14 protein-coding genes and 2 tRNA genes are annotated in these 14,029 nt (G+C 55.0%); 8 read left to right on the top strand and 8 right to left on the bottom strand.

The features are described from left to right. Positions 1–3 precede the first annotated feature (3 nt). The 4 genes from mutM to hemA are packed head-to-tail and all read right to left on the bottom strand — an operon-like array spanning position 4 to position 4,066. Positions 4–816 (bottom strand): bifunctional DNA-formamidopyrimidine glycosylase/DNA-(apurinic or apyrimidinic site) lyase, encoded by an 813-nt coding sequence (gene mutM / locus B1757_RS07805; RefSeq protein ID WP_101537774.1) that lies wholly within the window; start codon positions 814–816, stop codon positions 4–6. Beyond that, entirely contained in the window at positions 809–1,651 is an 843-nt protein-coding gene (gene prmC / locus B1757_RS07800; RefSeq protein ID WP_101537773.1) for a peptide chain release factor N(5)-glutamine methyltransferase, read from the bottom strand. Before prmC ends, mutM begins: the two co-directional genes overlap by 8 nt. Then, complete coding sequence (gene prfA / locus B1757_RS07795) at positions 1,644–2,738, bottom strand: peptide chain release factor 1 (RefSeq protein ID WP_101537772.1); 1,095 nt, start codon at positions 2,736–2,738, stop codon at positions 1,644–1,646. The genes prmC and prfA overlap by 8 nt, the downstream gene beginning before the upstream one ends. Next, positions 2,735–4,066, bottom strand: a complete 1,332-nt coding sequence (hemA, locus tag B1757_RS07790) for a glutamyl-tRNA reductase (protein ID WP_101537771.1) — start codon at positions 4,064–4,066, stop codon at positions 2,735–2,737. Before hemA ends, prfA begins: the two co-directional genes overlap by 4 nt. Before the next feature lie 57 nt (positions 4,067–4,123). Between hemA and B1757_RS07785 the strand changes: the two genes are divergently transcribed. The 5 genes from B1757_RS07785 to B1757_RS07765 all read left to right on the top strand — a co-directional run bounded on the left by B1757_RS07785 (position 4,124) and on the right by B1757_RS07765 (position 8,359). Then, on the top strand, positions 4,124–5,785 hold the full coding sequence (locus B1757_RS07785; protein ID WP_101537818.1) for a tetratricopeptide repeat protein: 1,662 nt from the start codon (positions 4,124–4,126) through the stop codon (positions 5,783–5,785). Then, complete coding sequence (gene lolB / locus B1757_RS07780) at positions 5,782–6,441, top strand: lipoprotein insertase outer membrane protein LolB (protein ID WP_101537770.1); 660 nt, start codon at positions 5,782–5,784, stop codon at positions 6,439–6,441. Before B1757_RS07785 ends, lolB begins: the two co-directional genes overlap by 4 nt. Continuing rightward, a complete protein-coding gene (gene ispE, locus B1757_RS07775) occupies positions 6,438–7,283 on the top strand; it encodes a 4-(cytidine 5'-diphospho)-2-C-methyl-D-erythritol kinase (RefSeq protein ID WP_101537769.1) in 846 nt (281 codons plus the stop codon). Before lolB ends, ispE begins: the two co-directional genes overlap by 4 nt. Positions 7,284–7,288: 5 nt before the next feature. Beyond that, positions 7,289–7,363: transfer RNA gene (locus tag B1757_RS07770), tRNA-Gln, on the top strand. A 48-nt stretch (positions 7,364–7,411) separates the two neighbouring features. Then, positions 7,412–8,359, top strand: coding sequence for a ribose-phosphate pyrophosphokinase (locus B1757_RS07765; protein WP_101537768.1), 948 nt, complete (start codon positions 7,412–7,414; stop codon positions 8,357–8,359). Between the two features lie 67 nt (positions 8,360–8,426). Here B1757_RS07765 and B1757_RS07760 read toward each other — a convergent pair whose 3' ends face one another. Further along, on the bottom strand, positions 8,427–9,680 hold the full coding sequence (locus tag B1757_RS07760) for an integrase catalytic domain-containing protein (protein ID WP_216360837.1): 1,254 nt from the start codon (positions 9,678–9,680) through the stop codon (positions 8,427–8,429). A gap of 151 nt (positions 9,681–9,831) precedes the next feature. On the opposite strand from B1757_RS07760, the gene B1757_RS07755 reads away from it, so the two are divergent. Further along, positions 9,832–9,907: transfer RNA gene (locus tag B1757_RS07755), tRNA-His, on the top strand. 427 nt (positions 9,908–10,334) lie between these two features. Beyond that, entirely contained in the window at positions 10,335–10,838 is a 504-nt protein-coding gene (locus B1757_RS07750; protein ID WP_101537766.1) for a DUF4168 domain-containing protein, read from the top strand. 173 nt (positions 10,839–11,011) lie between these two features. Here B1757_RS07750 and B1757_RS07745 read toward each other — a convergent pair whose 3' ends face one another. Further along, positions 11,012–11,317 (bottom strand): Lpp/OprI family alanine-zipper lipoprotein, encoded by a 306-nt coding sequence (locus B1757_RS07745; RefSeq protein WP_101537765.1) that lies wholly within the window; start codon positions 11,315–11,317, stop codon positions 11,012–11,014. 270 nt (positions 11,318–11,587) lie between these two features. Between B1757_RS07745 and B1757_RS07740 the strand changes: the two genes are divergently transcribed. Then, on the top strand, positions 11,588–12,163 hold the full coding sequence (locus tag B1757_RS07740) for an RlpA-like double-psi beta-barrel domain-containing protein (RefSeq protein ID WP_101537764.1): 576 nt from the start codon (positions 11,588–11,590) through the stop codon (positions 12,161–12,163). A gap of 8 nt (positions 12,164–12,171) precedes the next feature. Here B1757_RS07740 and pepP read toward each other — a convergent pair whose 3' ends face one another. Beyond that, positions 12,172–13,500, bottom strand: a complete 1,329-nt coding sequence (pepP, locus tag B1757_RS07735) for a Xaa-Pro aminopeptidase (RefSeq protein ID WP_101537763.1) — start codon at positions 13,498–13,500, stop codon at positions 12,172–12,174. Between the two features lie 123 nt (positions 13,501–13,623). Next, entirely contained in the window at positions 13,624–13,977 is a 354-nt protein-coding gene (locus B1757_RS07730) for a DUF4168 domain-containing protein (protein WP_101537762.1), read from the bottom strand. Positions 13,978–14,029 lie beyond the last annotated feature (52 nt).

Genomic DNA, 14,029 nt, shown 5'->3' with positions numbered 1-14,029 from the left:
GTTTTAATGCTGACAATGGGAACAATAAGTCGTTGCCCGCCCTCCGATGCGTATTCCCTGCAGGATTTTTCCGCAGCGGATACAGGCTTGTCCTTCTCGTCCGTATACCGCCAGAGATAGTCGAAAATAGCCGTTTCTGCCATCCGGCTGGGTAAAATCCCGCAGCGTGGTGCCGCCCTGCTGAATCGCTGCCTCCAGCACTCTGCGCACCGCTTCGGCCAGGCGCCGGTAGCGCTCCAGAGAAATCCGCCCGGCTGGACGACGGGGATCGATACCTGCGTCAAACAGGGCCTCATTGGCGTAAATATTCCCCACACCCACTACCTGATGGGCATCCATCAAAAAGGCCTTGACCGGAATCTGACGCTGCCGACTGTGGACATAAAGGTAATCTCCAGAAAACTCCGGGCCCAGAGGTTCCGGGCCCAGGCGGGAGATCAGTGGGTGGGCATCGGCGGCTTCCAGCCAGCACAACACACCAAAACGCCGGGGATCATGAAAGCGCAAGCAGATATCCTGACTGAACAGCAGGTCTACATGATCATGTTTGACTACTGGAGTTTCCCGGGGGAGCACCCGCAAGTGGCCACTCATGCCCAAATGAATCATGATGCTGCCACTATCGATATCCAGCAGCAAATATTTGCCACGCCGGCGTATTTGCCGGAGCGGCTGACCGGCGATGCGCGCATCCAGATCAGGATTTACGGCGAGACGCAGGCGCGGCTCACGAACAATGGCCCCCTGCAGGGTTTTTCCGACGAGATGGGGACTGATACCCAAGCGGGTGACTTCTACCTCTGGCAATTCAGGCATGATTCGGGCTCCTGGCGGTCGTCACCCGTTCCCGACCGGCGATGTCCGCATGGGTCTGCACCTGCTGGAAATCCCGGGTGCGCAAGAGCTTGCGCACGGCAGCCCCCTGTTCCCAACCATGCTCCAGGAAAATTTGGCCGCCGGGGTGCAAGTGCTTCCCGGCACCCTGAATGATGCTTTCCAGACACTCCAGGCCACTGGGTCCGGCCACCAGCGCCGCCAGGGGTTCATGCTGCAGTTCCGGCAAATGGGGGTCGGCACTGGCAAGATAGGGTGGATTGGACACGATCCAGTCAAAACGCAGGGCCGGATCCAGGGGCGCGAACCAATCCCCTTCCAGCCACACCACCTTTGCGCCCAATCTCTCGCCATTGCGCCGGGCTACGGCCAGTGCCTCCAGACTTTGCTCCACCGCAAAAACTCGAGCTTGTGGTCGGGCTACCGCCAGTGCCAGCGCCAATGCGCCAGACCCGGTACCCAGATCCAGGATCTGCATTTCATGCTCGGGAACGGCCTCCGCCAGCGCCAGATGGATTAGCAACTCGCTGTCAGGTCGTGGTATCAAGACAGCCGCATTCACTTCCAGATCAAGCCCATAAAAGGACCATTCACCCAGACAATAAGCCAAGGGTACGCCCCGGAGGCGTTCATCCAGCCGTTTTTGCAGAGCGTATTCCTGATCAGAACTCAGGACTTGATGGGCATTGACCAATAACTCGGTGGGGCGCAGCCCCAGACTCTGGGCCATCAGCCAGCGGGCTTCCTGGGCGGGCTGATCGGACACGCTCGCCAACTGCGCATGCATCCGGCGTTGCCATTCCTGAAGATTAGTCATCACCCAGATTTTGCAGCAAATCGGCCTGGTATTCCTTGATCAAGGGTTCAATGACTGCATCGAGATCCCCCGCCAGAATGGCTTCCAGCCGGTAAAGGGTGAGATTGATGCGATGATCGGTCAGACGCCCTTGGGGGAAATTATAGGTGCGAATCCGTTCGGAACGATCCCCCGAACCAATCAGCAAACGTCGGGTCTGGGCGGCGCTACTCTGCTGCTTTTCCTGCTCCATTTCCAGGAGCCGGGCTTGCAGCAGGGCCATGGCCCGGGCGCGGTTCTTGTGCTGGGAACGATCTTCCTGACAGGCCACCACCAGACCTGAAGGGATGTGGGTAATCCGGATGGCCGAGTCGGTCTTGTTGACATGCTGACCACCAGCGCCACTGGCACGAAAAGTATCAATGCGCAGATCTGCCGGGTTGATGGTGATTTCACTGACCGTATCCACTTCCGGCAAGACTGCCACCGTACAGGCAGAAGTATGGATGCGACCCTGGGCCTCAGTTTCCGGCACGCGCTGAACACGATGTCCACCGGATTCAAACTTGAGCCGTGAATAAGCACCACGCCCACTGATTTCCAGTACCGCCTCCTTGTAACCGCCCCGCTCGGACTCCGAGGCAGACAACAGCAGCACCATAAAACCCTGACTTTCAGCATAGCGGGTGTACATGCGCAACAGGTCTCCGGCAAAGAGGGCCGCTTCTTCCCCGCCCGTGCCCGCGCGAATTTCCACAAAAACATTGCGCTCATCATTGGGATCTTTGGGTAACAGGCGCAAACGTAAGGATTCTTCCAGGGCCTCCAGATCATGCCGGGCAGCGGCAAGTTCGTCATGGGCCATTTCCCGCAAATCGGGGTCCCGTTCGTCCAGCAGCATTTTTTCGGCTTCGTCATGATCCCGCTGACGTTGTTCATGGCGACGCAACAAATCGAGTATGGGGCTGATGTCGCCCAGCTCACGGGAAAGTGTCTGAAAGCGCTGGGCATCATTGAGCAAATCGGGGCTGGCCAGCATTTGGCTTAATTCTTCAAAGCGGAAGGCCAATTGCTCCAGCTGGCCCTGCAAGCGCGGGCTGAGACTCATCCCTCGGCGTCGCTAAGATGAAACAGAATATCCAGGGCGGCGACCAGGCTTTCATTGGTGGCTTCCTGACAGGGTTGCCGCAAGGTTGCAATGGGGTCATGCAGAACCTTGTTGATCAGCGCCTTGGAAAAGGCATCGAGGACAGCATGAGGATCCTGACCCTGATCCAGATAGTGCTGAAAACGCCGTACTTCGTCCAAACGACGTTCTTCGACGTGGTCGCGCAGGCGACGAATGGCAGGAACTACGTCGAGACTTTCTCGCCACTGCTGAAATTGACTGACCTCATCGGCAATAATCAGCTCGGCCGCTGCTGCCGCTTCACGCCGGGCGCGCATTCCCGCCTGGGCAATATCATTCAGATCATCCAGGGTGTAGAGATAACACTTTTCAATGCTTTCCACCTCGGGGGCAATATCCCGAGGCACCGCCAGATCCACCAGCATCAAATCGCCACGTTCGCGCTGGGCCATGACGGCCGATACCGCCTCCCGACTGACTATAGGCTGACTGCTGGCCGTGCAGCTCACCACCACATCCACTTCATGGAGCAGGCTGGGAATCATTTCCAGTGCATGCGCATTGCCGGCAAACTTGCTCGCCAGTTGTTCTCCACGTTCCGAGCTGCGATTGGCCACAGAAAAGGTACTTACTCCATGCTCCCGCAAATGGGTAGCGACCAACTCAATGGTATCTCCGGCCCCGATCAGCAGCACCGAACGGCCTTCCAATCCTCCCAGCAACTGCTTGGCCAAACTCACTGCCGCATAGGCCACACTCACCGGAGCAGAACCAATAGCCGTTTCCGAACGTACCCGTTTGGCCACCCGAAAAGTCCAATGCAGCAGCCGATTGAGCACCGGACCCGCCGAGGCTGTATCCGCAGCCACCTGATAGGCATCTTTCACCTGCCCCAAAATCTGGGGTTCGCCAATGATCATGGAGTCCAGACCGCAGGCTACCCGAAACAAATGACGCACGGCTTCGGCATCGCTGGAGTGGTACACATGCCCATCCAGGGAGCGGGGATCTATCTGATGGAAAGCACTCAGCCAATTCTGTAGGGCCTGACGATTCAGACCATGCCCGCCATGCACATAAATCTCGGTGCGGTTACAGGTGGACACAATCAGCGCTTCCTTGGCAAGCCCCTGATCGAGAAGATCACGATGGGCCACAGCCAGAGATTCCGGAGAAAAGGCAACCTTTTCCCGAACCGCAATCGGAGCCGTATGATGACTTAAACCAAAACAGAAAATGGCAGCAACCGTCCCTGCAGAGCGACGTTGGAGGGGCTGAATTGTCGCCGACCGCGCCCAGGATTGCAAGCCGCAGCGCCAGCAGTTATTGTGCCTGCTGAAATGGGTAATCCGGAGCATGAGGGCATGAGAAGCAAGCTGGGCAGTATGGTGGCAGGGGTACTGCTTGGCCTCATCGCTGGAAAAGCTCTGGCCGATACCAGTAGCGCCGGAATGACCGGCGAACAACTGTATTACCTGCTGGTCGCCGAATTTGCCACTACCCAACAGGAGCCCAAGCTGGCCATACCGGCATGGAATGAGGCCGCCAAACTCGCTCCCGAGGCCAATGTGCTGGAGCGTGCCACCCAGGTCACTGCCCGTTTTGGTGACTTTGACGATGCCCTGAAGCTGGCCAAACAATGGCGGGAACGGGTACCCGACGGTGCCAAGGCCGATCAGTTTGAAGCTGCCCTGCTGCTGACCAAGGGCCAGGAACAACAAGCCATACAACTACTCCAGGCCACTCTGGCGCGGTTTCCGAACGATCCTAAAATCATCCTGCAACTCTCCGAATTACTCATTGTTCACGGACAAAGTGGCGAAGCCCGGCGATTATTAACTGCCCTGGCAGACAAAGACCCCCATTCGGCCAGTGCCTACTACACGCTAGGCCGGATTGATCTGATAGAAAACAAGCCTGACCACGCTATCTCCTGGCTGGAAAAAGCCCTCAGCCTCCGCCCTGATTGGCAGGAAGCGGCCATTCACCTGGCAGAAGCCCTGCAAGCCACTCAGGGCCCGACAGTTGCCCTGCATAGTATCCAGTCTTTTACCGCCAGCCATCCCGATGCGATCCGGGCGCATCAGTACCTGGCAGCCTTATACCTGAAAATGGGGGGCGTGACCCAAGCCTACCGACTGTATCAGCAGATGGCCAGGCAACATCCCGATAATCCGGAAATTGCGTTGTCTCTGGGTATCATGGAAATGGAACGTCGGCATTGGCAAGCCGCCGAGAGCCAACTCCAGCACGCTCTCGATCTTGCGCCTCAGTCTCCTGCGCCCATTTATTATCTGGGCCGATTGTACGAAGCCCAGGACCATTGGGCAGAAGCCCTGCAATGGTATCAGCAGATTCACTCCGGCCCTCTGTATCCCGAAGTGGAACTGCGTACTGCCCGGGTGGAATATCTGCTGGGAGATCGTCAGAAGGCCCTGGATCATCTGCAAAAAATGGCAGCGGCGCATCCCAAGGAAGTCCAGATCCCCCTGCTCCAGGCAGATCTGCTGCAAAACAGTGGTCAGCCTCAGCAAGCCCTGCAGATTCTCCAGAAAGCCCTGGAACATCTGCCAGACAGCGCCGAACTCTGGTATGCCCAGGGTGCCGTGCAGGAACAGCTTCAGGATTACCCGGCCATGGAGAAATCCATGCATCAGGTGATCCACCTCGCTCCCGATAATGCCCAGGCCTACAATTTTCTGGGCTACAGCTTGGTAGAAAGAAATCAGGATCTGGCTGAAGCCGGTAAACTCCTGCACAAGGCCATTACACTGGAACCGGACAACCCGGAAATTCTTGATAGCATCGGCTGGCTCCACCATCGTCAGGGCGATAATCAAAAAGCCCTGGAATATCTGCAAAAAGCCCATCAGGCCCTGCCCGATGACCCCGAACTGAGCCTGCATCTGGGACGCGTCCTGTGGGCACTGGGTCAATATCAGAAAGCCCGCGACGCCTGGCAACAGGCGCTGGATAAAAACCCCAATGACGCTTCTCTCCGCCAGGAACTTTCCCGCCAGCCATGAGCTCAACTTTTCTTAAAACCCCTGCTCGGACCGTGACCAGATCGTCCCTGCCCCGCCTTTTGGCGGGATCTCTTCTGGGGCTGATCCTGGCAGGCTGTGCCACTGTGACGCCCATCCACCCCGGCCCCTCCACCCTGCTCCCCACTAGCGAGCGCAATCAGGTGATTACCAGCCTGAAATACTGGCGGGCCAGTGGCGAGGCGGCCCTCAGCACGCCCAAACACCATGAAAGCTTTGGCTTTCGCTGGGAACAATCTCCCCAGCTTCAGGAGCTTTCCATTTACGACCCACTGGGCAGAACCGTAGCGCGTATCACCGTAGATGCTACTGGGGCCCATCTGGAAACTATTACCGGCGAACATCGCCAAGCCCAAAATCTGTCGACCCTGCTGAGCATGGTGCTGCATGTTACCCTACCCGCCCGGGAACTGCCGGACTGGATGCTAGGCTTACCCGGCAACAGCACTACCGTCATTAATAACGCTTCAGGATTACCGCAAATTCTCCGCAGCGGTTCCTGGCAGGTGCATTATCTGCGCTATGCCCCGGTCGGCGGACTGACCATGCCGCAATTATTACAGGCCAATGGTCCCGATGGCATCGCTTTGCGCATGGCCATTACCCACTGGCAAATGGGCCGCAGCGCGCAGCCATGAGCATCAGCTATCCTGCCCCGGCCAAACTGAACCTGATGCTCCGGGTCATCGGCCAGCGCCCTGACGGCTATCATGAATTACAGACGGTTTTTCAGTTCATCGATTTCGCCGATCAGCTACAATTCAGCTCCCGGCCGCCGGGGCTTTTTTCCCGCACTGGCGGCGCTGAAGGCGTCAGTGAAGCCGAGGATCTCACTGTTCGTGCTGCCCGATTACTGATGGAAAGTGCCGGCATCCGCGAGGGCGTCCATATTCACATGCATAAGGTGCTGCCGCTGGGGGGCGGAATTGGCGGCGGTTCCTCCGATGCAGCCAGTACTCTGATCGTGCTCAATCGCCTCTGGCGCACCGGTTATAGCCGCGAAGAATTGATGGCATTGGGGAAACAGCTGGGTGCCGATGTGCCGATTTTCATTTTCGGGCGCAGCGCCTGGGCGGAAGGCATCGGTGAACAGTTAACCGCTCTGGAGAATCTGCCCGAATCCCATTATGTGCTCGTGCATCCCGGAATTGCGGTCAGCACCCGGGAAATTTTTACCGCGCCAGAATTGACACGACAGCACCCGCCCAGCACAATAGGCGCGTTTCTCGGCGGGGCCATGAATAATACCCTGGAAAGCACTGTATGTGCCCGTTACCCGGAAGTCGGACATGCCATTCACTGGCTGCGCAGCCAGAGTTTGCGGGATGTTCGTTTGACGGGCAGTGGTGCCTGTGTTTTCGGGGTTGCCGAAGATGCTGAAAGTGCCCGGAACATCGCCAGTCAGGTGCCTCCATCCTGGCGGTCCTGGGCGGTCAAAGGGTTAAATCAGCATCCCTTGTATGATCCTGCCGAGCATTGATTTATTGGGGCGTAGCCAAGCGGTAAGGCACCGGATTTTGATTCCGGCATTCCCAGGTTCGATCCCTGGCGCCCCAGCCAAATTGTCCTCGGACTGTTTTGCCACCTGCTAAGAGAGAATGACATCACATGGCCCATGGCAATCTTATGGTGTTCAGTGGAAACGCCAATCCTGTACTGGCTGCCCAGGTGGCCCGCTTTCTGCAAATCCCCCTGGGTCGCGCTGAAGTCAGCTCTTTTAGTGATGGCGAAGTGTTTGTGGAAATCCTGGAAAATGTGCGTGGACGGGATGTATTTGTACTCCAGCCTACCTGCGCCCCCACCAACGATCATCTCATGGAATTACTCACCATGATTGATGCTCTGAAGCGCGCTTCGGCCAATCGCATTACTGCGGCCATGCCCTATTTCGGTTACGCCCGTCAGGACCGCAAATCCCGTTCGCGGACGGCCATCACCGCCAAACTGGTGGCCGATCTGATTACCAGCGCGGGGGCCAACCGGGTGTTGACCATGGACCTGCATGCAGATCAGATTCAGGGATTTTTTGACGTACCCGTGGATAACATTTATGCCTCACCCATCCTTCTGGGGGATATCTGGCGCAAAAGCTATCCAGAGCTGATAGTGGTCTCCCCCGATGTGGGTGGTGTAGTCCGTGCCCGGGCCATTGCCAAGCGTCTGGAAGTGGATCTGGCCATTATCGACAAACGCCGTCCCCGTCCCAATGAATCGGTAGTCATGAACATCATCGGTGACGTACAAGGACGTACCTGTGTGTTGGTCGATGACATGGTGGATACCGCCAACACCCTTTGCGAAGCTGCTCATGCGCTCAAAGCCCAAGGGGCGGTTAAGGTCTGTGCCTATTGTACGCACCCGGTGCTATCCGGCCCCGCCATGGAACGTATTGCGCGCTCCGAGCTGGATGAACTGGTCGTGACCGATACCATCCCTCTCAGCAAAGAAGCCCAGGAGAGCCCCAAAATTCGGGTATTATCAGTGGCCGAGCTGATGGCTGAAACCATCCGTCGTATTGCCGAAGAAGATTCCGTCAGCTCCCTGTTTATGGATTGATCCCGGACTTTCGCCAGTCCTTTCCAATCCACAAATGAGTCTGAACAGGTGGGCTGAGTCAGGATACTTAAGCAACCGGAGTCAAGGTGTTGTAAATGGTACGGAACAGTTTATCCCGTGCAATATTCAGTCGACGGGCGGCTTCATTATCGCTGAACTGATGGGCTTGCGCATCCAGGTCGACAAAGGAGATTCCCGGCCTGAGGAACTGGCAGGCATCGGACAGAGACTTGAGCTTGTCGTAGGGAGTCATCATGGTCGCGTAGCGGTATCGTTTACGCAGGCGGCCCTTGGTATCGAGATATTCCTCAGGAAAGAAGCAGGGTCGATGGAAATTCAAGTAGGGCGAGAGGACGGTGAAGGTGAAGTCATTGACTTGTTTTGAAAAACGTCCGGGAATGTGGCTGTAGCCCAGGTGTTTGCGGACCACCGAACCGTTCTTACTCTCGACCAGTGCGTTGTCACTGGATTGGCGGGAGCGCGATTTGGTGAATTCCTCCACATGGAGTTTATTGAGTAGGCTGGCCACGCGGCGGTTGATGTACTCAGAGCCATTGTCGCTGTGGAAGCCGTGGATGATGAAGGGGAAGGCCTGGATGAGTTGCTCGAGGATGGGGAGCAGGAAGTGCTCGCTGATGCGCTCGACAGCGCAGACAAACTGGAACTGGGTGACTTCGTCGACGGCATTGATGAGATAGAGGCCTTTGATGCCATCCAGATCGCCCTGGTGCACGGAGTCGACGCGCAGCCATCCGGGGCGGCCATCAGGGCGTGGCTTGCGCCGCTCACCAATGCGGTTACGCAGTGGCCGAGTCTTGTCTTGGACGATACGCAGGCGTTGATAGCCGGTGCTTTTGCGTAGATTGTAGAGGTGGCCGTTGGAAATGGCGGCCAGGCGTTCGTAACGGATATCCCCGAACACCTGGAACGCCCGCTCGGCGAGCTTGCGAGTGGCCGGGCCGGAGAGTGTGCCGTGCAGCCGGTCCAGCTCGGCCAGGAGATGCACGTCCGCATCAGTGTAGTGCCGTGGAAAGGGCTTGGCGGGTGCCCTGCGCCGGTCCTGTACCTGCCGGGTCTCGCGGAACTGATGGATATGCCGGACCATTTGCTGGCGAGAAAGTCCAGTCACCTGGCAGAGAAAGCGCGTGATCAATCCCTTGTCGGCCTTGCGGCATTGCGCATAGTGGAAACGGCGCAAGGTATCGGCGATGCAGTCATAGGCTTCCTGACGGCTGGACGCCTGGAAAGATCTGGCCTGGGTCCCTTCAATGAAGGCACGTAGTTGCTCCAGGGTAGTGAGCTTGTCGGTATGTAGAGTCACGATCATCTCCGAATGATCCCAGACCCTCGTCCGCTTTCAGACTCATTTCAGCTTGGAAATACGCTACCCCGTTCAGACTCATGTGTCGTTGGACAAGGCTTCGCCTTGCGGCGAAGCCCAGCTCGTTGTATGATTCCGGCTCGTCATTATGGTGGCTGTAGCTCAGTCGGTAGAGTCCCGGATTGTGATTCCGGTTGTCGCGGGTTCGAGCCCCGTCAGCCACCCCAGAACCCGTAAGGAGTTAGGTACTTAAAACCTAACTCTTTTTTTGTATTTTTTAGCACCCATTCACCATTGATCAAACAATCCTATAGCCGCATATTAACCCGCTTCAGATATGCATACTACATCACCAAAAAAAGATTCTAAACTATCTATTTATTGCCTGTTTCAAAAAAACAATAAACCAATTTGTATATTAGTTTTTTCTTTTTTAAAGTCCATATATCTATATGAATAAAAATAAACTATTTAAAATTTATATATAAAAATATGTGGTTTAATGATCACACATTTAATTTATTGAAAAATGATGCTATGCCAATATTTGACAATGCTATTTTGTGCTTGATACCGTAGTTGCATGGATATTTGATATCCAGACCAACAGCACGATAAATGCTATTACTCATGAACAAAATCTGGAGGTAAAGATTGAATAAAATCCAACTTAACGCACTAACGGCTTTCGGCTTGTTTATTTTTGGAAGCTCCATGGCCTTTGCCAGTATGAGCGCCCCTACGATGACGCCGCAAACTCAGCAATACTCACCCAGCATGCAAAATCGTTCATCCCATAATCCACCACCTATAGCTTCTGGGGTGCAACCACAATCTGAAGTACTCTCTGGTTCTGCGCCTATGGTGCCCACAAAGCCTTCAGCTGGACCAGTCGTGAGCAATGGTGAGATCATGCATTTCGCTTCTGCATTGCGGGAGATAGCCCCATTAAGTTCAAAAATGCGTGGAGAAGCCATGCAAAAAGGTGTCAGTAAATCCAAACAGCAAGCTCTTGAACATTCTTACGCACGCGATGTACAGAGCATTCTAGCTAAAAACGATCTCTCGACGAACACCTATGAAATGCTCATGACAAAAGCGCATGATGATCCACAATTTGCCAAGAAGGTCGAAACCGCCATAAAGTCTGGCGCATAAAAACAATTATAAGGTTTCAAATGTTACCCGAAAGCGGATGAGCAACATCAATCATGAAATGTCCTAGCAGCCTGTAAAAATGCTGCTCCTCGTAGTGACAGAGCTTGAGATAGCAAAGCAAAGGCCCCGGCGGAAAACCGTCGGGGCCTTTTCACATCCACTACAGCGATAAATTACTTCATCATCGCCTTTTTGAACATGCGCTCTACCTTCTCATTGGCTTCTTCAGCCTTCTGATTGGCAGCATTGGCAGTGCTCATGGCCTGATCAGCCGTGCTCTGCGCGGCATTAGCCTTGCTCAGGGCGTCGGTAGCCGTGCTCTGCGCGGCATTGGCCTTGGCAAGAGCCTCGTTGGCGGTAGACTGCGCGGCGTCAGCCTTGGCAGAAACCTTGGCGAGATCAGAGTTGGTAGCGCAACCGGCCAGGCCCAAGGGCAAAATCAGCGCAGTTACTTTCAAAGCGGTGGTGAACTTGCTCATAGCAGTCTCCTTTGTTGGGTTGGAAAACGAGCAAATGAATAATAGCCAAAAAAACAACAATACACCAGCACCATTTATGCTATTGCGTCGCACTGACCGTATGTTGCCTGCAAGACCGGCACCCCCCGGCTTCGCTCATCGTCAACCACCACGCAACTCTTTGTTATGAAAAAACTAAAATTATCTTCTTGATTTTGCCTTTATTTTTTATAAAATATTGTTACGTTTGATGATTTGAGAAAGAAGTCCTACTCAAAATCGGAGATATGCATGATTAAAAGCCTATCCACCGGCGCGGGAATCGCCTTGATAGCTTTGCTTTTACCCAATGCCCTGGCCTTGCATCCTTCCGGATTGCCTGCCAGCATCCTCACCCAAATCGTTCAAAAAAAGCCCGCCAGGACTGATCCCGATCCTCTGGAAAACACAGGAGATCAAGCGTATCAACAGACAGCAACCCCTGACTCTCCCGGAGACGGAGCGCTGATCGCCCGCCATCAGGTTGTTTATTTGCGCCGGGTGACGGCATATAATGCCCTTCCCAATCAAACCAATGAAAATCCAGACATGTCCGCCTGTGGACCGACTCGTCCAGGTCAGATTGCCTTGTCCCCGGATCTTTTCCTGCGTAGAAATGGCAGTAACCGCTGCGGTGAAAAAATCGACATCATTCTTCCCTCGGGCACCATCATTCATGGTGTAGTCTGGGATACCATGAGCCCACGCTACCACATGGCTGCCGACATTCTGATGGGCAGCGTGCAACAGGCCCTGGATTTTGGGGTCAGGCAAGCCCGCCTACGTTTTGTCCACGCCTATCACAGCGCCGCCGCGCACGGCGTCTGAACTTTTGCTCAGAGGGGCCCGGCAGCCATCAGCGCCTCTATGTCGGCAATTTTCTTGGGAACCGATTGAGAAAGGATTTCCGGCTCACCCGCAGTCACTACCACGTCATCTTCAATGCGAATGCCGATTCCCCGCCATCTTTCTGGCACGGATGGATTGGCTGGCGCAAAATACAATCCTGGCTCAACAGTCAACACCATACCGGGTTCCAGTGGCCGTGAAGACTTGTCGGCGCGACGATACTGCCCGACATCGTGCACATCCAGCCCCAACCAATGTCCGGTGCCGTGCATATAGAAGGCCTTGTAGGCGCCCTGCTCGATCAGCGCATCACGACTGCCGGTGAGGATTTTCAAGTCACGCAACCCATCCACCAGCACCTTGACGGCCTCATCATGATAATCAGAAACCGGACGTCCCGCCCGCACTGCGGCAATGCCGGCTTCCTGACCAGCCAACACGATTTCATAGATTTCCCGCTGGGCCGAACTGAACTGCCCGTTGACGGGGAAGGTCCGGGTAATGTCTCCGGCATAACCGGCAATTTCTGCACCGGCATCAATCAGGACCAGATCACCATCCCGTAATTCAGCGTTATTTTCGGTGTAGTGGAGAATACAGCCGTTTTCACCCCCTCCGACAATGCTGGGATAGGCCACACTGGGCGAACCCAGACGTCGGAAAACATGCTCAACTTCTGAACAGAGCGCATACTCCATCATTCCGGGTTGGCACTGACGCATGGCATGGCGGTGCCCGGCGCCACTGATGCCCACGGCAGCCCGCATACATTCCAGCTCGTCCGCATCCTTTATCAGCCGCATTTCGTGAATGAGGCTGCCAACATCAACAACTTCCTGGGGATAGCGAATGCCTTGCCGCGTTTTGCCTTTGGCCAGATTGCGCCAGTGCATCACTCTGGCATCAAAATCGCTGCTCTGGCCCATGGGATAAAACAGCAAGTCCCGATTTTCCAGGAGCGCGGGCATCTGCTCGTTCAGGTCATGGATGGAATAACATTGATCCACCTGACATTGACTCAGGGCACCTTCCAGGCCCGCTCGGCGCCCATCCCAGGTTTCCCGGGCCGGATCGCGGGGACGACAAAAAAGGATCTGCTCTCCGTCGGGATGTCCGGGAACCAGGACAAGCACTGCATCTGGTTCGTTAAATCCCGTGAGATAGAGAAAATCGCTATCTCCCCGAAAGGGATATTGCACATCGCTGTTACGCTGTTTGGGAAGGGCAGTAGGAATCACCGCCACAGCGGCATCATGCATTTTCTGCATGAGCTGGCGTCGACGGGAAACGTAATCGGGGTTCGGTAATGGGTTCATGGGGCATATCTCCTATGCCACCATGATGACATAAATTGCTTCCAATTTAAAAATCACTGCTGTTTTTATGGTTACAAGGCTTATCTAGCGCATACGTCTCTCTGCCCACAGCAGACCTAAAACTTAGTGCATGGCCGCTTCGACTTCCTTGGCAAAGGCGGGATCAGTCTGGGTCTGCTTGAGCATGTTGGAATACTCTACGGCCGTCAGATGGTTACTTTCCAGCACCTTGTCCACTTTTTGCATATAGGACTTTTTGACCGCATCCTGCTTTGCTTTACTGACGCCTTTTTGGCTGATTTCAGCATGGGCCTGCTCATTTAACGGCTTGATCTGTTGCACCGCATGAGCAAAATCTTTGACCTGGGCAGGGCTTGCTGCGGTGGCAGCAACAGCCATACTGCTGCCCAGTCCCGCAACGCCCAAGGCAACGATTACAAGCCCGGACCGAATAGCATGACGCAACGATTTCCGCATAAAATTTCTCCTCTCAAAAAAGAAAAATAAACAACATATATCAGCATATTAC

The organism is Acidithiobacillus marinus (assembly GCF_002847505.1).
Taxonomy (GTDB): Bacteria; Pseudomonadota; Gammaproteobacteria; order Acidithiobacillales; family Acidithiobacillaceae; genus Acidithiobacillus; species Acidithiobacillus marinus.
Note: the sequence above shows the minus strand (reverse complement) of the source record. Positions and strands in the feature narration are given on the sequence as shown.